This is a genomic window from Bradyrhizobium sp. 149 (assembly GCF_023073915.1).
In the GTDB taxonomy this organism is placed as follows: domain Bacteria; phylum Pseudomonadota; class Alphaproteobacteria; order Rhizobiales; family Xanthobacteraceae; genus Bradyrhizobium.
Genome location: NZ_JADPKK010000013.1, coordinates 76519 through 100325, shown reverse-complemented (window position 1 = coordinate 100325; position 23807 = coordinate 76519). Strand labels below are relative to the sequence as shown.

Sequence of the window (23807 nt, the reverse complement as noted above, 5' to 3'; positions counted from 1 at the left end):
CGCCAATGCCGCTGATGAGGATCTGAAATGCGCCGACGGCCTGCAAGGCGAGACAATGACGAGCTGACGCTGCGGGGACTTGCGCGTTTCCGTTCGATGTCACTGCTCTGCGCGATGCAGATGGTCTTCCTGCCGGTCTTCAGTGTCCGCCTGCAGGCACAGCCGGCGAACGCGATCACCCCGGATGGCCGCACCGGAACCAGCCTCCAGACGTCCGGCAGCGTAACCAACGTCACGACGTCGACCGTCTCTGGCAACAATGCCTTCAACTCGTTCTCGCAGTTCAGCGTCGGGCAGGGCAACACCGTCAATTTGCAACTGCCGACCGGCACGCAAAATCTCGTCAATATCGTTCGCGACGCGCCGGTCTACATCAACGGCACGCTTAATTCCTATATGAACGGGGCGATCGGCGGTAACGTCTATTTCGCCGATCCTAAGGGTTTCGTGGTCGGCCGCAGCGGCACGGTCAATGTCGGCAGCCTCAACGTCTCGACGCCGACGCGCGAGTTCACCGACAGTCTGATCGGTGCGGGGGGACAGATCAACGGCTCGGCGGTAGGCAATCTGATGGCGGGGTCGTTTCCAGTCTCGCCTGATGGCAATATCCGGATTTACGGCCACGTTAACGCCATAGATGGTGTCCGCCTGACCGGGCAGAACGTCTTCGTTGGCGGTGGCGCCAGCCAGCGCGACATTGCCAATCTCGATCACGCCGCGAAGTTCGCAGCCTCGGTCAATTCCAAGGGGCTGCGGAGCGCCGCCGCGATTACCGTGCGTAACGGCTCGCTCCACATCGGTGCGGTCAACAACGCCAGCGTCAATGGACGGCTCACCGCGCGCAGCAAGGCCACGATGCCGAGCAACATCACGGTTGTGGCCGGCAACAAAGCCGAACTCGGCAAGAATGCGCGGTTGAGCACGGCGAGCAAGACTGCAGATGCCGGCGGCGTCCTCGTCAAGGCCGGCAACGACGTGACCGTGAAGAGCGGCGCAAAGATCAATGCCAGCTCGAAAACCGGCAATGCGGGCCTGGTCGAGCTGAGCGGAAACGGCGTCATTGACGTGGGCAGCGGCGTTACCATCAACCTCGCCGCACCCAACGGCCGGGCCGGCACGCTGCTGATCGACCCGACCGACGTGGTGATCGGCGACAGCAGCCAGGGCGACACCGGCGTAACCCTCGGGAACACTTCCGTCGCCAACGCCATCGCGGCGCTGAGTGCTGGTGGCACCTATCTGGTTCAGGCCGACAATTCGGTCACGCTGGCCGCGCATGCCGTGATCGATGCCCGCAATCTCGACGCCACCAAGACTCATTCCGTCGGCAACGCGATCAATGTCGAGATCGACGCGCCGACCATCAGCATCGTCAACGGAGCGCAAATTCTCGCCCAGGCGATCAATACTGGTGGAACTAGCTACACCAGCGGCAATGTCACGCTGGCCGCGACGGCGAGCCAGACCCTGATGTCCGGCCACGCGCATGCGACCACGGGCATCACCGTTGACGGCACGATCACCGGCGGCGCGATCTCGATCAGCGCGAGCTCCACGGCGGTCGCGAGCTTCACGAGCTCGCTCGCTTCGACTTTCGCGCTTGTCGGCGAGTCGGTCCCCGGCATGATCCTGGGCCTCAACGGAGGTTATGTCGCGGCGAGCGCAACCGCGACCGTGAACATCAACGGCCATGCCAATATCTCCGGCAGCGGCAACGTCTCGATCAGCGCATACGGGTCCGAGAGGGCCGAGGATCCCGTTATCGCCTCGTCGCTCCTCGGCGCATCGCCGGTCGGCGCTGCGGTCGTGGTCGGTAACATTGCCGGCAACGTAACTACCAATGTGGCAAGCAACGCGACGATCAGCGCGGGCGGCAGCCTCGGCATCAAGGCCACAAACGATGCCACGATGAACGTCACTGCCGTATCGATGACCTCGAGCGCGGTTCTCGTGGCGACGGTAGCCTATTCGACGGCGTCGGTGACGACGGCGGCAAACATCGCGACCGGCGCCCACCTGAGCGTAGGGACCGCGAGCGGATCGACGGGTGGATTCGCGCTGCGTGCGCTGAACAACAACAGCTTCTCGACCTCTGCGACCTCCGTGGGACTGGATAATCCGGCCCTCAACGGCGGCGTCGGCGGTGCCGTCGCGATCAGCAACGTCAACACGTCGGCGACCGCGACCCTCGGGTCATCGCTGGGGTCCAGCACGTCGAACCGGATGAACGGCTCGGTGACGGTCGAGGCGACCTCGAACACCACGTCGAACTCGACGACGTCCTCGACCATCACCGGTACGCCGGCTCTGATTGCCGGACTCCAGGGCGCCCTGGTTGTCGGCACGATGAATCCCAACCTGTTCTCCCAGCAGTTCAGCACGCTGTTCACCGCGGACCTGAATCTCAAGGCTTCGGCGGCGCTTTCGATTGCCAACAGCACCCAAAGCGCAACGGCGGCGATCGCGCAAAATCCGAGCGGCGGCGCGCCGTCGATCTATACGTCAGGCAACGTCGCCGTCATCAGCAACGTGATCGACGTGGGCGTGCGCAGCATTGCGACGGCCTCGGCGATCAGCTCGAGCCCTGTCGACGGCCAATCGACGGCTGTCGCCGCGGCGGTCGCATGGGGCGATTTCACGCATAACTCGAACGCCTATATCGGCGCCGGGACCCTGATCAACGCGCCGGAGATCGGTGTCTCGGCGAACACCTATCTGCCGATCACCAACACCTGGTTGCAATGGGCTTCGCTGACGGACGTGCTGAGACATCTGAACGGCAATCTCGGCGTCGGCGGCAGCATCCTGACCAGCTATGCCAATGCGACCGCGGACGCCGGCGACACCGTCGGCATCGCCGGGTCGCTCAACAATTTCATGGTCCACAACAACACCACGGCGTGGGTTGCGACCGGCGCCAGCCTCACGGCGACCTGCACGGTTGCGAGTTGTGGCAATGGCGCGTGGACGGCCGCGCTCGACAGCGGCGCAACACAGGCCTTTGACGCAACGCTTGCCATCACGGCGAGTGCCTATTCGGCTTCGATCGATGCCGCAGGCAATGTCGGCACGCTCGGCCTGCTTCCGGGCAACACGTCGGGTGGCTCGTCGCTGGGCGGCGCGCTCAACCTTGTGCAGTTCTGGAGCAACACGATCGCGGGCGTGGCGTCGGGCGCTTCGATCGGCGCGACCGACAACATCTCGATCACGGCAACGACGACCGACCAGTTCTTCGGCGTCGCGCCGACGTCCGGCAAGGCGGCCGGCGCGCTGGCGCTGAACGGCATCACGTCGATCGCACTCGTGAACAACACGACGCATGCTTCGATCGGCATCGGCGCCACCGTGTCGGCTCCGACGGTGAATGTGCTCGCCCAGCAGGATCTGTCGATGCTGTCGGTCGCCGGTGCGGTCTCGGCGGGCGGCAACTCGGCCGTCGGTCTTGCAGTCGCCTATCTCGGTGCGACCACGGATACCGCGGCCTATGTCGGTGACAATCGCAACGATGTCCGGCAGGGAGCATTCAATGCGGACGATCCGTTCTCAGGGAACGGCAGTGGTAACGGGTCGGTCACGGCCGACCATCTGGCGATTTCCGCGACCACTGCGGGCCGGATCACCGCGGCGTCGATTGCGGCGGCGATCTCCGAGCCCTCGGTATCGGACTTCGGCACCAAGGCCGGCGCCGTCGGCGCGGCCGCCACCGGCGGAGGCGGCGGAATTTCGACTGCGCTGGCAAAGATCGGCTCGTCGTCGGGCGCCTCCGGCGACGGCTTCACGATCGATCTGGCCGGCAGCTCGTCCATTAGCGACGTGAGCCTTGGTACAACGGCCTCGATCACCGGCGTCACGATCAACCGCTATTCGCCGAGTCCAACGGCCACGTTGGTGGTCCAGGCGCTCAACAACACGATCCTGAGCAACGGCTCAGGTGGCGCCGCCGCCAACCTCGCGGGCGGCGCCGGCTCGTCGAGCGTGGCCATTGACGGCACCATCGCTGCGGCGATCTCGAACAATGCCACCCAGGCGTTCATCTCCAACTCCACGGTCAACAACCAGCAATCCGTAACCGTGCAGGCCATGAACGGCGGATCGGAAATGGTCGTCGCCATCGGCTTGGCTGCGGCAACACAATCCAACGCTGCCTCGATCGCATTGTCCGTCGGCATCATCACCGACAGCGCGCATGCCTACATCGAAAATTCGACGATCGCCGGCGGGAGCACAGGCGTCCAGCGGGCTCTCGAGGTCGATGCCTACCAAACCAGCAACATCGCGATCGGCGGCGGTTCGCTCTATGTTTCCGGCGGACAGGGCGGCTTTGGCGTCGCCATGACCTATGCCTCGATCGGCGATCCCTCGGGCGGCAAGGCAACCGATGCGCATATCAAGTCCACGTCGATCAGCAATTACGACACGCTTCTGGTGCTGGCGGACAATGCCAGCGTCATTGCGGCCGGCGCCGCGTCGGCCGGGGTAGGGTCCAACGGTCTATCGGGTTCGATCGTCGTCGACGAAATCACCTCGACGACGACGGCCTATATCAGCAGCAACTCGACCGTGAACATCAACGTCGGGCGTGTGACCGTGCTGGCGGATAGCGGCGCTGTGTCGGACCTCGACACGGCGCTCGGAAATCTCGTCAGAAAGTCGAACAACAATCATCTCGCATCGGACACGTGCACGGCCGCGAGCGGCAATGGCACGCAAAACTGCATTGATTTCAGCGCGGCGGCGCTCAACGACGGTACGGCGAACGGTCCGGGTGCCAGCATCATCTCTGTTGCGGGCATCATCCAGGCCGGCAAGAACAATGTCGGCGCCTCGATGGTGTACGATACCATCGCGACGACGCGTTCGGCCTATATCGCCAACGTGCTGCTGACCGCGGGTGTTAACGGCGATGTCAGGGTGAGTGCGCTGGATACCACGAAGATCCAGTCGGTCACGATCGGGTTCGGCCTGGCGACCGGTCAGTTTGCCGGCGTCGGCGGCATGACGATCAGCTCGATCGCCAATATCGTTTCGGCGGCTATCGGCAACAACCTGTCCAGCGCGTCACAATCCGCTATCACGGCCAAAAATATTTCGGTCACCGCGACCGACAATTCCAGCATCACCGGCGCCGCCGCCGTCGCTGGCGCTTCGACGCAAGGCAGCGCCGCGGGCCTGGCACTCGTCTACAGCAGCATTGCCAACGATGTCAGCGCCGGTGTCACCGGCTCCAAGCTGACCGCCTCGGGCAACGTCGCCGTCAACGCGAACTCGGACGCCAGCATCTCCACGGTTGCCGTCGGTATCGCGATTTCTTCGCAGATCGGCCTTGCAGGTTCGGTCGCCACCAACCTGATGGGAACCAACGTCACCGCCAGCGTCGCCGGCGGGGCCGACGTCACCGCGAACAACAATGTTGCCGTGATTGCCGGCAATAATGACAAGGCGGGCGTTTTCGCCGGCGCGGTGTCCATCAGCAAAGGCGCGGCCGGCGGCGCGGGCTCGATGGTCACGAACAAGATCACCGGCACCACCGCCGCCTATATCAGCGGGACGACGACGAAAGTGGATGCGCTCGGAACGAGCACGAGCGACGTGCTTTCGGTCAACAGCGGCACGCTCGCGCACGCGATCGATCTTGGCGGCTTCAGCGCGCCAACCGACACCACGCCCGATCTGAGTGAGACCCAGGATAGTGTACGCGGCCTCGCCGTCGTCGCCAGCTCGCATCAGGCCGTCGTCACCAACGTCGCCACCCTGTCTGCGGGCTCGGGCATCTCGATCATGATCAATCCGATCACCAATGTGATGAGCGGATTCACCAAGGCCTATATCGACGGCGCGGCGATCGACACGCGACTGGCAAGTTCGACGCTGTACCCGCAGATCGACGTGGCCGCCAGCAGCTTCTCGTATTCGGGCGCGTTCGGCGCCGGCGTGGTGCCGCCAACCGGAAACGGGGGCGGCGGTGCGACCATTCTCAGCACGACGATGTCTCGTGACACCGAGGCCTACATCACCAATGCGAGCGTTGGTGGCGTGCAGTCGGCGAGCGCAACAGTGGGCGCCGTCACCGTGAAAGCCAATGCCGAGCAGGACGCGTCATCCATCGCGGTCGGCTTCGGCACCGGCTCGGTCGGGCTGAACGTCTTCGTTGCAACCACCGAGGCCTATGTCGACGGCGGCTCTCTCACGGCGTCGTCGCTCGCGGTCGACGCCTACGACGCCACCGGCATCGCGTCTGCTAACGGTTCCGGCGCCTATGGCAGCCAGGCCGCGATCGGCGCGGCGTTCCTGGTCCAGGTCTCGGCAAACCGGACCGAGGCCTATGTCGGCGACGAGTTCCACTATCAGGGCAATGGCGCGGCGCATACGACCGCGGTCAATCTGAGCGGCGCGCTCGACGTCGAGGCAACGACGAAGAACCGCTTCCAGGCCTATTCGATCGGCGGCGCGCTTTCGACCGGCACGGCGGCAATCGCCGGGATGGCCAACATCGAGATCGCCAACAACACCACCATTGCCGGCGTCTACGACACCACGTTGCAATCGCCCACGGGCGGCGCGGCCGGAGCCGTCACCATCAACGCGACCGAGGACGTGGCGATCAAGGAGATCGCCGGCGCGCTTTCGATTGCCGCCAGCGGGTCCGGCGTCGGCGTCGGCGCGGCGGCGAACGTCATCGTCTTCAAGAGCCAGACCATTGCGGAAAGCCGGAACAGCAACCTCAATTCGTCCGGCGCAATCGATGTCGGCGCGCTCAGCACCAAGGAAGTCCTGTCATACGCCGTCACCGCCGGCATCGGCGGCAGCGTCGGCATCGGTGCGAGCGTCGGCGTTATCATCATCGGCACCAACACCGCTGATCCGGATACGCAAGGCGAGCAGACCGGCCAGCTCAATCAGGGCAACAACGGCACCATCGCCTCGGTGAACGCGGGCACCAATTCCTCGCACGGCAGCGACGCGGTCGCGAGCGGCACCTCGGGCAATCCGAGCAACGCCAGCGCAACCTCCACCTACGACGTCAGCACGGTTCTGACGGGCGGCAATGACGGCGTCACCGCCCAGATCGCGGGCGGCAATGTTACCGGCACGCAGGTCAATGTCGCCGCCACCAGCGCCAACGCGACCAAGATGTTCCTGCTCGGCGCCGGATTTGCCAAGAATGTCGGTATCGGTGCCGGCATCGGTTACACCAGTGTCAACAGCAGCGTGCTCGCCAATCTGAGCGCGATCGTTGCAGCGCCTTCCGTGACGGTCGCGGCGCGGGTCAAGGACGCCGACACCGGACCCTATTCGGGCAAGACCGTCGACAGCGAGGCGATCGCCGGCGGTGCAGCGCTCTACTTCGGCGCGGATGCGGCGGTGGCGGTCGGCGACGTTGCCAATACCGTCACGGCGCAGCTCGGCGGCTCCGTGACCGGCACGGGCGGCACCGGCGTCGCCGTCATGGCGATGGACAGCTCGACCCAGAGCGTGACGGCGGGCGGCGGCACCGGCGGCCTTGCGGCCATCGGGGTGTCGATCGCCACCACGGGACGATCCAGTTCGGTTGCCGCAAAGGTGCTGTCAAACGCCACGGTGAATAGCTCGACACTTGCGGTTGGTGCAGCCGAGGCCGGCGCAATGTCCGCCTCGGCGACTGCGGTCGCCGGCGGCATCGTCGCCGGCGACGGCGCAGTCGCGACGGCAAAGGAAAATTCGACTGTTCTGGCCGAGATCGGTTCCAGCTCATCGATCACCACGTCCGCGACCGGCGCCGGCACGCTGGTGTCGGCATCGATTACACCCAACCTTTCGAGCAGAGCGATCGGCGTCGCGGTCGGCGGCGGCGCCATCGGCGTGTCCGTCGCGGAATCGACGGTGACCGCCACCGTCACCGCCGATGTCGGCGACAACAGTACCTTCTCGGGCGGTGCGCTCGGCGTGACCGCCATGGCGCTGGTTCCGACGGGCGGCACGACGACTTATGCCTGGTCGCTCGCGGGCGGCGGCGGCTCGTTGATCGGTGCGCAGGGCAGCTACGCAAAGGCTTCGGAGAACGCGACCGTCAGCGCCTATGGCGGGACAGGAATCCACCTTCCCAACGCCGACGTCGTCATTGCAGCTGAGAACGACAGCAGCCAGTACGCCGAGTCGACCGGTCTCTCGACCGGGTTCCTGGCCATTGGCGCGACCATCGCGCAGGTCTCATCGAGCGCCCACACCCATGCCTATCTGGGGGCTGACGCGGTCACAACAGCGTCCAATACGGGCGTTCTCCAGATCACGGCCACGGGCACGGACACCAATGTCGCCAGCGCGATCGTCGGTGCCGGCGGCACCTATGCCGGCGCCGCGGCGGTCGCGACGACGAGCACCACCGCGGTCACCGACGCCATGCTCTATGGCGAGGCGACCGACAACACGCTTTATTTCGGCGGCCTCAACATCAAGGCCAAGCATACGACGAACTATGCCGGCAGCGGTGACGCCTATCAGGCCTCCGCGGCGGGCGCCTCCGGCGGCAGCGCGCAGAACGACGTCACCTCGACGACCACGGCTGAAATCGGCACGCATCTGATCGTCAACTCGGCCGGCGGCGACATGGTTGTGATTGCGAACGACGTGGTCAACCAGGCTGGTGGCGGCGCACGCTCCGGTTCCGGCGGCGTGTTTGCCGGCGCCGCCGCGCTCAGCAAGTCCAGGGTGACCCAGACCGTCACGACCAACATCGACGCTGGTACGATCCTGAGCCTTAATGCCGATCCGAAGACGACGACGGGCGCGATCAACATCGAGGCCTACAACACGCTGAGCACGACCGACACGGTCAACCTGAGCGCTGCGGGGCTGTTCGCCGGCGGCGGCGCCCAATCCGACATGACGGCGAACGCCACGCTCGCGGTCAACATCCAGGCCAGAGAGCTGTTCAGCGCCGGCAACATCTATATCGGCTCGGCCTCGCGGATGGCGGCAAACAATTACGCCAATGCCAGCCTCTATGGCGCCGTCGGCGGAGTCGGTGCGAGCACCAACGCATGGGTGCATGCAAGACAGACCGTCAATGTCGGCGGCAGCTCGACCGTGGAGGCCTGGGGCAAGATCAACATCGCTGCGGGCCTGGCCGGCGACGGCAGCATCTACAGCAGCGTTGCCGCGAACGCGACGACCGTGGTTTACAACAACACCGTCGTTCCCATCTCCGGGCTCTACCGCGGCACCGCCAATGCCGACGACGATACCAGCCTGACGCTCGCGATCGGCTCGAAGGTGCTCGGCGCCAAGGACATCTCGCTCACCGCGACCCCGGGCCAGGTCACGGCCTCCGGCCTCGGCAGCAACTACAATCCGTACCTTGAGATCTTCAGCGCCAAGAACAGCGACAACCACAGCAACGACAATAGCGGTGGAACCGGCAATGTCGCGCTCAACGGCCTCGTGGTGGCCGGCATCCACAATGACGAGACGATCACGATCGCACTCGGTGCGACCACGCCGACCCTGTCCACCACCAGCACCTACGATCCGCTCTCGCTCGAATACGTCTCCGACGTCAATCATTTCAATCCGGTGATGAGCTGGAACCACCAGAAGATCCAGTACACCATCGTCGGCGGCTTCAATCCCTACCAGACGATCCTCGCCCAACTCGTATCTCTGAGCGGCCTGACGACGACGCAAGTGCAGACCGCGCTTGCGGCCCCGCAGCCCTCGATCACGTTTGGCGGCACCGATCCGACCGGCGATGTCCAGCGTCAGATCAACACCCTGATCCAGCAGGCGCCGTTCGCCGCCAATGCCTCCGGCAACGCCTTCGCCTTCGGCGATATACTGGTGTCGGCCGGCAACGTTTCGATCCTGGCGCAGAGCCTGTCCGGGGCAGGCGGCGCGGGTCTCGTCGCGCCGTCGGTGATCGCGCGCTCTTCGCCCATGATCAAGATCGAGAACCAGGGCCTTGATTTCGTCGCACTGTCGAACCTCACGATCACCAATGTGACGGGGGGGCTGGTCACGCACCCTCAGGTCGACCCGGGATCGTCATCGAACGTGACTTTCACGTCGAACAACAGCGCGACGCCGATCATCGACATTTCGGCGGTGTATAACCGCAAGGACCCCAACACGGGTCTCGGTGTCGACCAGAACGGCAACACGCTGACGCGCACGCCCGACATCTACTTCGACGGCGTCGTCACCAACGAGAACGGCCTGCTCAAGATCACCAATAATCTCGGCAACGTCGTCGCGTCGCAGACGTTCGATGCCGCGACAATCCAGATGGTGGTGCCCAACGGCTCGTTCACCTTCAACGGCGGCGTCGGCAGCATCTTCAGCTCCAATCACGACGTGGCCTCGCAATGGGCCAATACCGAGTACAAGCCGGCCGACAACGACACATTGACGGCGGTGATGGCGGCGACGACCTATCTCGGTGCCTATGGTGCCTACGACAGTGGCGTGCACATCGCATCCGGCGGGAATCACCCGTATTTCTATTATTGCTGCGCCTCCGGCAGCGAGGGCGTCGCCGGTACGGCGAGCAACAGCACCATCTTCACGGCGCGGCTGCTCGATCTATTTTATGACGGCGTTTCGCTCTATTCGGCGATCTTCCTGCCGATGGGCTCGGGTGCGCCGGGCAACGGCAACCCCAACGCCGGCAGCACCCCCAGCGCGTCCACGCTCGCGACGATCGAGGGGCCGACCACGCAGGCCATCACCACCGCCCCATGGGAGCGACACACCTATGACGGCCAGGGCGTCTATAGTGGCTCCAGCCCGTTCAACTGCGCGGGCTGCTCGGCCTACTTCCAGGTCATCAACACCCAGGCCGATGTGATCACGCCGAAGACGGCGAACACGGCGACCAATCCGCCGGCGAATGCGCCCTTCATCATCGGCAAGGCCATCATCCTGTCGGCATCGGTTCTCAACATCAACGGCACGATCCAGAGCGGCTCGAGCAGCAACTATTCGGTCAATATCGGCACCGGCGCGCTGAACGCCATCAACGCTCTCAAGGCCGACAGCACGGCCTTTGGCCAGGCCCAGACCAACGCTCAGCACGGCAGCTATGTGGATTTGACGCAGTATCTGTCCAAGGTGAGCGGCAGCGACGTCCAGGTCGGCGCGAGGTACAATGCCGCCACCGACCAGATCCTTCTCAACGGCGTGGTGCAGGGTTCGGGCGGCTATGTCTATCTGAACGGCAAGATCATCTCGACCTCGACGGACGGCACGCCGCAGGGCAACATCGTCGTCAACGGTGGCGCCGGCACGATCACGGTGAACAATTCCACCGGCATTCAGCTCGTCACCAACACCATCAATACAGGCGTCAGCGCAGCCAGCGTGATCGAGATCGTCGATCAGCTCAAGGCGCAGACGACGTGGTACGTCTACAATCCGGCCGCGCCGGGCGGCCAGCAGGTATCGACGTATCGGACCAACAGCGTCAATGCGAGCCAGTACGACGCCTCGATGCTTGCCGGAACCAGCGGCACGGCCGGCCTGCAGTACGCGACGCGAGCCAACATGTACTACCAGTGGGTCGACACGGCGACATTGGATCGTCCGACGACGAGCACGCAGTTCGACTATGGCTGGCACTACACCTCGCGGGATCCGAACAGCGGCAGCTCCTTCGTCCGCACCACCAGCCTGGTCTCGGACGTGCAGCAGGTCGTCAACGGCGCCACCACGGGCCAATTGCAGAGCACGAACTACCAGGAGGTAGTCACCGCGACCGGTTCGGCGCACGGCGGCGGCGGCAACACGCATCCTGAGAAGTGCTGCGGCGCGGACGGCCAATACAACTGGTACCAGGAGATCTTCGATCATCTAACCTTGACGCTGACCAACACGGTCAAGGCATCCAACCCGATCAACATCCAGTTCAACGGCGGCGGCACCAGCACGGTCGCGGTCACCTCGAACTCCGGCATCGTCGTCAACGGCCCCATCAACAACCTCCAGGGCACGACCTCGGTGGTGGCCACCGGCGCCAGTTCGGCCATTACGGTCGGCGCGAACGCCAACAACCCGGTGATATCAGGCACCAGCGTGACGCTCTCGGCGGCGGGTGGCATCGGCAGCATCGGTGCCGGCGGGGCCCCGGTTTCCGTGCAGGTCTATGGCGGCAGCCTCACCGCCAATTCGATCGACCATGATATCGCGATCGCGGCCGTGGGCTCGCTGTCGATCAACCAGGTCAAGGCGAATTCGACCGTAGCCGGCAACGCGCCGCAGGGCAGCGTCTTCATCTCGGCGACCGGCGACATCAACTCGGCGTCCGCCTACAGCGTCGCCAATCCCGTCGTCGTCGGCAAGAACATCGAGATCAGGTCCACCGGCGGTGCGATTGGCGCAGTGACCGGCGTCAGCAACGGCGCTACCGTGCTCACCAACGTCAATCCGCTGGTGATACAGGCGACGGGTACGAGGCTGGTCGACGGCAGCGTCGACGGCGGTATCCTCAACAGCTATTCGACGACCGGAACCTACATCGTGCAGTCCAAGGGCGATCTGCGGCTCGGCACGGTCGAGTCGAAGAGCGGCCCGGTCTTCCTGGAGGCCGCGGCCTCCGATGGGGCGCAGGCCAGAATATTGAACGGCCTGTCGTCCGGCGGCCTCACCGCCGAACAGAGCGCGCATCTGGCCGACGTCTGGACCAGCCTCGACCTCCTCAGCGGCAACGGCGCAACCGCAGCCGTCAACAGTTACCAGACGATGGTGACTGCGGCCTATAACGACTACTTCCAGCTCAAGAACATCGCCTTCGCGAACGGCAACGCCTATAGCCCGAATTCGGTCGGCCTGACCGTTCTGCGGGCGCAGGTGGCGGCCAAGCTCGGCATCGATCCTTCCGCGGTCTCGACGACGGACATGAAGAACGAGGCCACGACGCGCTTCTTGCAGGACCAGTTCCTGCTCGGCATGATCGACACGGTTCAGGTCAAGGCCTCGCTGACGACATTGCTCGGCACCGCGCCCTCGGACCCGCTGGCGACGCTGTTCGGCAGCACGCTGTCGTCGAACCTGTTCGCCAAATTGTTCGACGGCGTGGCAACTGGCCAGCAGCTCATGCCGAGCAACACCGCCCTGCAGACGGCGCTTGCGACCTACAGCTCGAGCTATGCCTATACGCTCGCTTCGACCGAGAAGCTCTACGGCATGATTACGGCGGGCTCGCAATGGACTCAGAGCCAGCTCGCCTACACGGTCTCGTCTTCAGCCGTCGGTGCACCGCCGCCGCCGATCAGCGAGGACGTCGCGGCCAACATCAAGGCCAGCCAGGTCATGCTGTACACGCCGAACGGCTCGGTCGGCCAGCTGGCGGCGCCGCAGACGTTCACCTTCACGAGTGCCAATGCCTCTTCGCTGACGGCCGCCCAGAAGGGACTGCTCGCCTCGGCCGGTCCCGGACAGCTCGTCGTCAACGCGTCCACCGACGCGACGACCGGCGTCGTCACCTACAACGTCACGCTGTCGCAGCAGAGCCTCGTCATCCTCGACGACCCGGCCGCGGTCACCGCCAAGGCGCTGTCGGAGGTCTATCTCGGCAGCAAGAACAGCCTCGTGCTCGGCGGCATTGCGGCCGCGACCTACGGTCCGATCGCCGCCGCGCAGGCCAACGGCATCCAGATAACCGGTCGCGGTGACGTCAAGCTCGATGCGGTCAGCAGCATCTCCGCGGGCGTGAGCGGCGTGCCGGTGATCTCCGGCGACATTCCGAACCTCTCCCTGATTGCCGAGCACGGCAACATCGGCGGCGCCGGCGCGGCCGGAAGCAACCCGGCGGCCAACGCGAACGCGATCCAGATCGCCTTCACCAACCCGGCCACCGATCACCTCGATCAGGTGTCGTCCGGACTGGGCGTCTATGTGAAGCAGACCACCGGCGACCTCGTTCTCGGTAACGTCTCGGCGACCGGCGCCATCCAGTTGGCCGCGACCGGCAGCATCTATGCCGAGGGTGGAACCAGCTTCGCCGATCGCACGGCCGTGCATATCGTCGGCGCGGATCTCGATCTGCGCGCCGGCGGCGATATCAGCTTCAACGGCTCGACGTTCCAGCCGCTGCAGGTGCAGCTCTCCGGCGCGCTCACCGGCTCCGCCGTCGGCGACCTCAGCATCCTGGCCGCGGCGCACGATCTCGCTGTCGGTGCGACCGGCACCTATGGGATGCTCACGGCGGGCGGCACGCTGACGCTCAACGTGCCGCATGGTGCGATCAGCCTTAACGCGGATGTCAGCAGCGTCGGGCTGATGCAGTTGCTTGCCAATGGCACCGTGACGTTTGCCGCTGGCACCAGCGCGGCGCCGGTGGTGGCCAGCAGCTCCTCGGGCGGTGTGACGCTGGTCGCCGCCTCACTGTCCATGGGCGCCTATGCGGCTGTTGACGCGGCAGGCGTGATCTCCGTGACCACCACGGCCGACGCGACCATCGGCCAGCTCAACTCGTCGCTGTCCTATGCGGCGGCCTCGAACGCGCCATCGGTCGTCGTTACCGCCGGCGGCGTCGCTTCGCTGGGAGCGATCATCGACAACGGCGATGGCCAGACGAAGATCGTCGCGTCCGGCGCGGGCGCCGAAATCGCGCTCGGCGCATCGAACGGCATCGGCAGCGCGGCGGGTCGGTTCGTTCTCAGCGCGGCTCGGCTATCGGCGAGCACGAGCGCCGGCGTCATCTACCTGAACGCTCTCAGCGACACCGAGGCGAGCCTGCTGTCCGCAGTGAAGGGCAGCGTGAACATCATGGGCACTGATGGCCTGACGCTCGACCAGGTGCTGGCGGGTACCGGCACCGGTGCGAGCGGCAGCTTCAGCGCCGTCGCCAACAATGGCAGCATTGTCATCGGAACGGCGGACAGCAGCGGCTCGCAAACGGTCCACGCCAGCCAGAACGTGACATTCAAGTCGCTCGCGGCCACCGGCAACAGCGGTGACATCGGCAACATCACTGTCACGGCTGACAACGGCTTCATCCTGGCGCAGACGGTGGCGTCGGGCGGCGCGACGACACTGGGCTCGGTCTCGGCCAACGGCTCAGCCACGCTGCTTGCCGCCACGACCGTCACCGGCAACACGCTCGCAGCCACCACTGGTGCGGGCCTGTTGACCGCCGGCGGGCCGATCAACTGGAGCGTCCTCAACGCCGGCACGACGCTGGGCGCGACCGCAGGCCAGGGCAGCATCGACTTCAAGACTGCGCAGAGCGGCGGCACACAGACCATCCACGCCCACGATAACGTCACCTTCAACGCACTGACGGCCACCGGCATCAACGGCGATGCCGGCAGCATCAACGTCAATGCCGATAGCGGCTTCATCCTGGCGCAGACGGTGACTTCGGGCGGCGTGCCGACGCTGGGTTCGGTCTCGGCCAACGGCTCGGCAAGGCTGATCGCGGCGGGCACCAACACCGGTCACAATCTCACGGCAACGACTGGCAATGCCGTCTTGAGCGGCACTGTCGTTCATTGGGATAATCTCACGGCCCGCGACACGCTCGGCGTCACCGCGACTGTCGGGGTGATCACCGTTGGCACCGCCATCAGCGGCGGCACACAGACCCTGCATGCCGTCGACGACATCGTCTTCAGCCAGCTCACCACGATGGGCATCCCGGGTGATGCCGGCGACATCGACCTGCGCTCCGATGCCGGTTCGATCCGGGGCGGATCGATCTCCGCCAACGGCGACACGCACTTCGCTTCAGCGGGCTCGGTCTCGCTCGACCGGATCAGGGGCAACACGGTCAAGTTATCCTCGCCAGGTGACCTGACGATCGGCTTCGTCAGCGTGGTCAAGGAGCTCGACCTCGCGGCTGATACGATCAACGTCAACGGCGAGCAGATCCGCTCGACGCCGTCGATCCCGCTGATCATGAACGTGACGGGCTACAACGGCGGCACCGCGACCTCCGCCAACGTCTCGATCGATCCCGACAGCATCATCATCAACCAGTTCAGGGTGGTGGATGCGAACTTCTGGACCGACGCCCACGCCGTCTCGATCCTGAATGGCTATGCGCCGGGTCAGCTCATGCTCACCACGGCAACCCAGCAGGTGCTGCTCAACAACCGTACGCCGGCTCCGTCCAGCTGGCCGACGCTCCAGCTCTACCAGCCGGGCGGCGTGTTCACGATGAGCCAGGTCGGCAGCGCCAATGTCAGCAACGCCTATGTGGTGTTCTACACCGGCGACGTCTCGGCAACCGTGACCAATTACGGGCCGACCCACACCTGCTGCAACGACTTCACCGGCGCCAGCATGATCCGCAACATCTCCGTGGACGGCGAGGGCAGCGAGAGCATCGAGACCTGGCTCGCGAAGAAGGACGGCGGGACGTTCTACCTGCTCGGCCTGTCCGGCCAGGCGCGGCTCGATGCGCTGCTGACGCCGCGGCCGGTCGAGACCGTCGGGACCGGCCCCGCCGTCAACATCGAGGGACTGATCGACATGCGCAAGCTGCGCCGTCAGGGGCAGCACATCGGTCGCCCGGGTTGGAAGGACGCTTCTGTCGAGATGGCGAAGCCGGCCGTCGGCCGTCTTGCACAAGCATGGTAACGGAATTCGGGATGCGAATTTGGGGGGCAGCGTTGGGGGTCGGGCTGGCAGCGTCCTGCCTTGCCTCTGCGCACGGCCAGTCGATCAATCCCGGCGTGATCCAGAACGACGTCGACCGGCAGCGCCGCCAGCTCGAGCAGCAGAGCGCGCCGCCAAAACTCAACGGGCCGGCGGTGATCGGTGGTGAGCGGGAAAAATCCCAGCTCCTCAAGCCGGGCGGGCCGAAATTCCGTTTGCGCAAGGTCGAGTTCGACGCCTCCAAGTTCATCACGCCGGCCGAGCTCGAGGAGATCGCGAAGAAGTACGTCGGCAAGAATGTCGACATCGCCTCGCTGCTGCAGCTCGTCGCCGACATCAACGCCATCTATACCGAGCGCGGCATCGTCACGGGCATAGCGACGCTGCCTGACCAGGATGCCAAGGGCGGCATCGTCCGTGTCAAGCTGACCGAAGGCCGGCTCCAGAAGACGACCGTCGAGGGCAACAAGCAGACCCGCACCGAGTACATCCTTCAGCGTGTGAAGGAGTCCGAAGGTGAGGTCCTCGACGTTCCAAAGCTCAATCGCGATGTGATCTGGTTCAACCGAACCAACGACGTGCAGATCAAGGCGCTGCTGCAGCCCGGCACGAGCTTCGGCCTGACCGATCTCCAGTTCGCCGTGATCGAGCCGCCGGTCGACACCTTGCAGCTCTTTACCGACAATCAAGGTGTTGAGAACACCGGCCGGTGGGAGGGCGGAGCTTTCTACAAGCGCCACGGCCTGTTCGGCGTCGACGACCGCCTGACTTTCTACGGCGTTCGCTCCGACGGCAACCTCAACGGCAATGTTGCCTACAGCATCCCGGTCAATCCCTGGGGCGGCCGCGCCGGCGTCAGCTATACCGAAGGCAAGATCAAGATCATCCAGGGACCGTTCGTCGCGCTCGACGTCACCGGACGCTCGAGCCAGGCTGCGGTCAATTTCAGCCAGCCGATCTGGGTCACGCAGAACTGGCTGGTGCTGCTCAACGCCGCCGAGACCGAAGGCAAGACGGTGAGCCGCTTCGCCACGGTCTCGGTCACCGACGATCACTACGACAAGGCCACGGCCGGCGTCTCCGTGACCAATTCCGGCAATGCCTATTCGATCACGGTCTCGCCCGCCGTCAACTACATCACATGGCAAGACCACGTGCTCGGCAATAACCGCACGTTCAACACCTGTACCGGCTCGTTGTTCGCGACCAGCGCCGCGGGCCCCGCGAATTTCAGCACCAATGTGCTGGCGAGCTGGCAGTACACACAGGAAAAGCTGCTGCCGGGCGACCAGATATTCTCGATCGGCGGTCCGACCACCGTGCGCGGTTATCCCTCCAACTCGGCGGCCGGCGACAGCGGCTATTATTTCAACGCCGAGCTGCACTACAATTGGTCGTCATGGCTCAAGGGCTTTGACACCTACATCTTCACTGACTGGGGCGCGGTGTATTCGACGTTTCCCGGGATCACCGAGCTGGGCTCCATCGGCGTCGGTTTCTCCTGGACCTACGCGTCGTTCATGACGTTCGAGGCAAATTACGCGACACCGCTGAAGATGGCGGTCTCGACCCAGCACCACTACGAGGCCTATGGCCGGGTCATTTTCCGGCCGTTGCTGATGTTCCAGAAACAGGAAATCCCCGCGCCTGTGGCGGCAGTGGCTGGCAGGAGCAAGTCGTAGCTAAAGCTTGCGCCGCCTCTCTCTCCGTCGTCATTGCGAGGAGCTCTTGCGACGAAGCAATCCAGACTTGCTTCCGCGGCAAGATTTCTGGACTGCTTCGCTGCGCCCGCAATGATTGAGAATGGATCTGGAGCCGAAGCTGACTAGCGCCGCAGCGTGAACTCATCCGCGCCGCGCCGGTGCTCCCACTTCGCCTGTTCCAGCTCAGGCTGGTCGCATTCGACTTCCGGATAGCCGATGCAGAGATAGGCGATGAATTTCCAGGTGTCCGGCACGTCGAGAATGGCGTGGATCCGATCCGGACGGAGGATCGATACCCAGCCAAGCCCGATGCCCTCGGCGCGCGCGGCGAGCCACATCGCGGTGATCGCCGCGACCACGGAATATTCCGTCGTCTCCGGCATCGTCGCGCGGCCGAGGCCGTGACCGACGTCGCTGGCCTTGTCGGCGAACACGGCGAGGTGGCCGGGGGCCTGTTCGAGACCCGACAATTTCAGCGTGGCGTAGCGCGCGGCGCGCTCACCGGCATAGGCATTCAGCGCGTCGGCGTTGCACGCCTTGAAGTCGTCGATCACGGCGCGGCGCCGTGCGGCCTCATCGACTGTGACGAAGCGCCAGGGCTGGCTGAGGCCGACCGAGGGGGAGAGACAAGCCGTCTCGATCAGGCGATCGATGGCGCCGTCCGGCAGCGGCTCGCTGCGAAAGCGGCGCACGTCGCGGCGCCACACGAACAGCTCGCGCAAGTGTTGGCGGAACGTATCGTCGAACTCGATCATGATCTCAGCGTCCGATCTGGAAGGCCGCGGCAACCAGCAGGATCAGGATCTCGCCTAGCTGTTCGAACGCGCCGAGGATGTCGCCGGTCTGCCCGCCGATCTGGCGGATGGCAAGTCGTGCCAGTATCAGGCCGGCGAGGGAGAGCAGGATCACGCTGACGAGCGCCTTGCCCGGTCCGAGCGTAAGGGCGAGCGCGAGCGTTCCAACAGCGATGGCGATGGCGACGCTACGGCCCGGCGGTGATCCGGCACTGGCCGACAGGCCGTCAGGTCGCGCGGGGGTGACCAGCGACATGAAGGCCGGCACGCCCGCGCGGGCAGCAGTGTGCGCAGCGCACAGGGCGAGCGCGACCGCCCATGGATTGGCGATCGCCGCGAGCGCGCTCCAGCGCAGGCCGAACGACAGGATCAGCGCACAGACGCCATAGCTGCCGATCCGGCTGTCGCGCATGATCTCGAGCTTGCGCTCGCGCGTGCGGCCGCCACCGAGCCCGTCAACGGTATCGGCGAGGCCGTCCTCATGCAGCGCGCCCGTGATGAGGGCGGTCGCGGCCAAAGCGAGCAGGGCGGCGAGGTTCGGTGTCAATCCGAACCGGCTGGCGATCTTGTAGACAAAGGCCCCGGCGATGCCGACCAGCAGGCCCGCGACTGGGAGGGCCCAGGTCGCGCGCGCGATGGCGCCGTCAGCAGCGGGCTTCGGCGAAGCGACCGGGAGGATCGTCACGAACGATGCCGCCATCCTGAGATCGGCGACGATGTCTCGCAAGAATTCGTTGTGCGGCATCATTTCAGTTTCATCGGCAGGCCCACGACCACAAACTCGACCTCGTCGGCGGCATCAGCGATGATCTGGTTCATGATCCCGGCAGCGTCGCGAAAGCTGCGCGCCAGCGCGTTGTCCGGCACGATACCGAGACCGACCTCGTTGGTGACGAAGACGACGGGGCTGCTCAAGCGGGGCAGGGCGCCGGCAAGCTCCGTCATCTCGCGCTCCCAGTCGCGCTCCGCATGCATGAGGTTGGAGAGCCACAGTGTCAGGCAATCGACCAGCCGCGCGCCGCCACCGTCGGTTGCGAGCAGCGCGGGCACGAGATCGAGCGGTACCTCGCGCTCGATCCAGTCGGTTCCGCGCCGCGCGCGATGCCTGGCGATGCGCGCCTCCATTTCAGCATCGAGGGCCTCGGCCGTTGCGACATAGACCGGCTGCCCGGGAAAGGCGCGCGTGCGAATTTCTGCACGCTTGCTCTTGCCCGACCGTGCTCCGCCGGTGATCAAAATGACGGCCATATAGTCTCCTGTCCGGCCAGCACTAATCACCAAACGCCGCCGAAGACAAAGCCGAAATCCGCCAGCCGGGGGCTTGCGCTCTGGCCGTGGTTTGCGCAACAGGGGCGGGACAGGAGGCAGCTGTGGGCTTTGCGGGCGCGATGGTGGTGGCGATGGCGGTGGATGCCCTGTTGGGCTGGCCATCACGGCTGTTCGCGCGGATCGGCCATCCCGTCACCTGGCTCGGCCGGCTGATCTCTGCCATCGACACCGGCTGGAATCGGCCGTCCGATCCGCCGGCATTTCGCCGCGCCGCTGGTCTCGCCGGTGCGCTCGTGGTGACCGCGTTCTCGGTCGCGCTCGGCTGGGCGCTTCAATCCTTGCTTCCCCCGGGCTGGATCCAAATCGTGCTGGTCGGCGTCCTGGCTTGGCCGCTGGTCGCCTTGCGCTCGTTGCACGACCACGTTGCTGCCGTCGCAAACCCGATGCGGGCCGGTGACATCGCCGCCGCACGCGACGCGGTCTCGCGCATCGTTGGCCGCGATCCCCTGGCGCTGGACGAGGCCGGCATCGCGCGCGCGGCGATCGAGAGCCTCGCCGAGAATGCATCCGACGGCATCGTCGCGCCCGTGTTCTGGGGCGCGGTGTTCGGTCTGCCCGGCATTTTGGGCTACAAGGCGATCAACACGCTGGACTCCATGATCGGCCATCGCTCCGAACGCCACGAAGCCTTCGGCTGGGCCGCAGCGCGCATCGACGATGTCGCCAATTTCGTTCCGGCGCGGCTGACCGGATTCTTGTTCGTGCTGCTGGCCCCACGGCGATCAGATGCGTTGTCTTGCATGACGCGGGATGCACGCCGGCACCGTTCGCCCAATGCCGGCTGGCCGGAGGCGGCCATGGCGGGTGCGCTTGGTGTGCGGCTCAGCGGTCCGCGGAACTATCACGGCAGTACCACGAACGAGCCATGGCTGAATGAAGGTGCGCGCGATCCGCTTGCTGCCGACATCGATCGGGGATTGACGGTTTACCGCCGCGCCATGCTGCTGCTTGCCGGAATCCTTGCGATCCTGGTCTTCGCGTGAAAGAACAGCGCATGCGCGAGCACGGTGGAAATCTCGATCTGGCCCAGCAGCGTTTCGGCGGACGCGCTGAGGACTGGATTGATCTGTCGACCGGGATCAACCGCCTGCCTTATCCCGTAGGCGAGGTGAGCTTGCGCGCGTGGAGTGCGTTGCCGTCGCGCGCCGAGATCGAGTCGCTGCATCAGGCGGCCCGCCACGCCTACCGCACGAGCGCGCCGGTCGTCGCGCTTGGCGGTGCACAAGCTGCAATTCAGCTGCTGCCGCAACTGGCATCGCCCGGCCAGGCGCGCATCCTCGCGCCGACCTACAACGAATATGCCGGCGTCCTCTCGGCCGCGGGCTGGGAAGTAGAAGAGGTCAACGCGCTCGACGCGCTGGCTGGCGCGGACCTCGCCATTGTCGTCAATCCCAACAATCCTGACGGCCGTTGCCATCCGCCAAAGGATTTGCTGGCGCTACTGCCGCGCGTCGGCCGTCTCGTCATCGACGAGAGTTTTGCCGATGTGACCCCGCAGCTGTCGCTTGCATCTGAGCATCGGCCGGGGCTGCTGATCCTGCGCTCCTTCGGAAAGTTTTACGGCCTTGCCGGCCTGCGGCTCGGCTTCGCGCTCGGCAATTCGTCCGACATCGCCAGGCTCGCCGGGATGTCGGGGCCATGGCCGGTCTCCGGAGCGGCGATCGCGATCGGCTGCCGCGCTCTGCGTGACGATGCCTGGGCCGAGGCCGCCTCCGCGCGGCTTGCGCGAGACTGCGTTCGTCTCGACGGAATGGTGCAGTCGCAAGGCTGGACGCTCGTTGGCGGGACGCCGCTGTTTCGTCTCTACGGGATGCTGGACGCGCTTGCCGCACAGGAGAAGCTGGCGCGTAGCCAGATCTGGTCGCGCGCGTTCGCGCGAGAGCCGACTTGGCTGCGCCTCGGGCTTCCGGGCGGCGAATCCGAATGGACGCGCCTGGCCGCGGCTCTAGCGCGCTAGCGCGAGCAGGCCGTCGACGTTGAGATGTTGCTCGATGTGATCGGCGAGGGATTCGAGCGCGCTCTCGACCCTGGCGTGATAGGGCTCGGCACCTGCGGGAATGTCGAGCTTTGTCAAAAATGCCTTGCGGAAATCATCCGACGTGAACAGGCCGTGCAGATAGCTGCCTTGCACGCGTCCGTCGCGTGAGATGGCGCCTTCCGGTTCGCCGTTCAGCTTTGCGAATGGCCGCGCGCGATCCGGCCCATCGGTGCGGCCGATGTGGATTTCATAGGCTTCGATCGGCTGATCCGTCGCGGCATGCACGGCCGCGACGCGCGTCAGCGTCTTCTGCGGGCTCATCACTGTTTCCACATCCAGAAGTCCGAGGCCAGGTGTGTCGCCCGCAGGACCTTCGATGCCATCAGGATCGGTGACGCTGCGTCCGAGCATCTGATAGCCGCCGCAGAGGCCGAGCACATGGCCGCCTCTGCGGTGATGCGCCAGCAGATCAATGTCCCAGCCCTGGGCGCGCAGGAAGGCGAGATCGCCGCGGGTGGATTTCGAGCCGGGGATGATGACGAGGCGCACGTCGCCGGGGATCGCCTCGCCCGGCCGCACCATCACGAGATCGACGCCAGGCTCGAGCTTGAGCGGATCGAGATCGTCGAAATTGGCGATCCGCGACAGCGCGAGACAGGCGATCTTGCATTGGCCGGGCTTGCGCGCATCGCTCAGGCCGAGCGCGTCCTCGGCGGGCAGCTCGCCGGCGCGCGCGAACCAGGGCAGCACGCCAAAGCCGCGCCATGTGGTCTTTTCTTCGACCAGCTTGTAGCCGTCGTCGAACAAGGTGGGATCGCCGCGGAACTTGTTGATGACAAATCCCTGGATCATCGCGGCATCGTCCGGGTCGATCACCGTTTTGATGCCGACCAGTTGCGCGATGACGCCGCCGCGGTCGATGTCGCCGACCAGCACGACCGGCACGCCAGCCTTGCGTGCAAAGCCCATATTGGCGATGTCGGCCTTGCGCAGGTTCACCTCGGCCGGGCTGCCGGCGCCTTCCACCAGCACGAGGTCGGCGCGTGCCTTCAGCCGCTCAAAGCTCTCCAGCACGGCGCCCATCAGCGACGGCTTCATCGCCGCATATTCACGCGCACGGGCAGTCGCGATGCGTTTTCCCTGCACGATTACCTGCGCGCCGACATCGGTTTCAGGCTTCAGCAGCACGGGGTTCATGTCCGTGTGCGGCTCGACGCCGGCGGCGAGCGCCTGGAGCGCCTGGGCGCGGCCGATCTCGCCGCCGTCAACGGTAACGGCCGCGTTGTTCGACATGTTCTGCGGCTTGAACGGGAGCACGCACAGGCCGCGTTTCGTAAAGGCGCGCGCGAGGCCGGCGACGATGAGCGATTTGCCCACGTCCGAGCCGGCCCCCTGGATCATCAATGCGCGCGCCATGGTGCTTTCAGAACTTGG

At 65.3% G+C, this 23807-nt stretch carries 8 protein-coding genes; 4 read left to right on the top strand and 4 right to left on the bottom strand.

From position 1 onward, the window contains the following. Window positions 1–27: 27 nt before the first annotated feature. Entirely contained in the window at window positions 28–16551 is a 16524-nt protein-coding gene (locus IVA88_RS05915) for a leukotoxin LktA family filamentous adhesin (RefSeq protein WP_247496351.1), read from the top strand. Between the two features lie 11 nt (window positions 16552–16562). Next, window positions 16563–18251, top strand: a complete 1689-nt coding sequence (locus IVA88_RS05910; protein WP_247496350.1) for a ShlB/FhaC/HecB family hemolysin secretion/activation protein — start codon at window positions 16563–16565, stop codon at window positions 18249–18251. A gap of 143 nt (window positions 18252–18394) precedes the next feature. Here the strand turns inward: IVA88_RS05910 and bluB are convergent, their stop codons facing one another. The 3 genes from bluB to cobU are packed head-to-tail and all read right to left on the bottom strand — an operon-like array spanning window position 18395 to window position 20314. Continuing rightward, on the bottom strand, window positions 18395–19027 hold the full coding sequence (bluB, locus tag IVA88_RS05905; protein WP_247496349.1) for a 5,6-dimethylbenzimidazole synthase: 633 nt from the start codon (window positions 19025–19027) through the stop codon (window positions 18395–18397). Between the two features lie 4 nt (window positions 19028–19031). Beyond that, the gene (gene cobS / locus IVA88_RS05900) at window positions 19032–19814 is read right to left on the bottom strand and encodes an adenosylcobinamide-GDP ribazoletransferase (RefSeq protein ID WP_247496348.1); all 783 of its coding nucleotides are present in this window, start codon (window positions 19812–19814) and stop codon (window positions 19032–19034) included. Beyond that, entirely contained in the window at window positions 19811–20314 is a 504-nt protein-coding gene (cobU, locus tag IVA88_RS05895) for a bifunctional adenosylcobinamide kinase/adenosylcobinamide-phosphate guanylyltransferase (protein WP_247496347.1), read from the bottom strand. Before cobU ends, cobS begins: the two co-directional genes overlap by 4 nt. Before the next feature lie 122 nt (window positions 20315–20436). Here cobU and cbiB point away from each other — a divergent pair, with 122 nt between their 5' ends. Both cbiB and cobD read left to right on the top strand, forming a co-directional pair. Continuing rightward, window positions 20437–21378 carry an adenosylcobinamide-phosphate synthase CbiB gene (gene cbiB / locus IVA88_RS05890; protein ID WP_247496346.1) on the top strand — a complete coding sequence of 314 codons (942 nt, stop codon included), beginning with the start codon at window positions 20437–20439 and terminating at the stop codon, window positions 21376–21378. Window positions 21379–21389: 11 nt separating this feature from the next. Beyond that, window positions 21390–22352 carry a threonine-phosphate decarboxylase CobD gene (gene cobD / locus IVA88_RS05885; protein ID WP_247496345.1) on the top strand — a complete coding sequence of 321 codons (963 nt, stop codon included), beginning with the start codon at window positions 21390–21392 and terminating at the stop codon, window positions 22350–22352. Here cobD and IVA88_RS05880 read toward each other — a convergent pair. After that, the gene (locus IVA88_RS05880) at window positions 22341–23789 is read right to left on the bottom strand and encodes a cobyric acid synthase (protein WP_247496344.1); all 1449 of its coding nucleotides are present in this window, start codon (window positions 23787–23789) and stop codon (window positions 22341–22343) included. The genes cobD and IVA88_RS05880 overlap by 12 nt on opposite strands. Window positions 23790–23807: the final 18 nt, after the last annotated feature.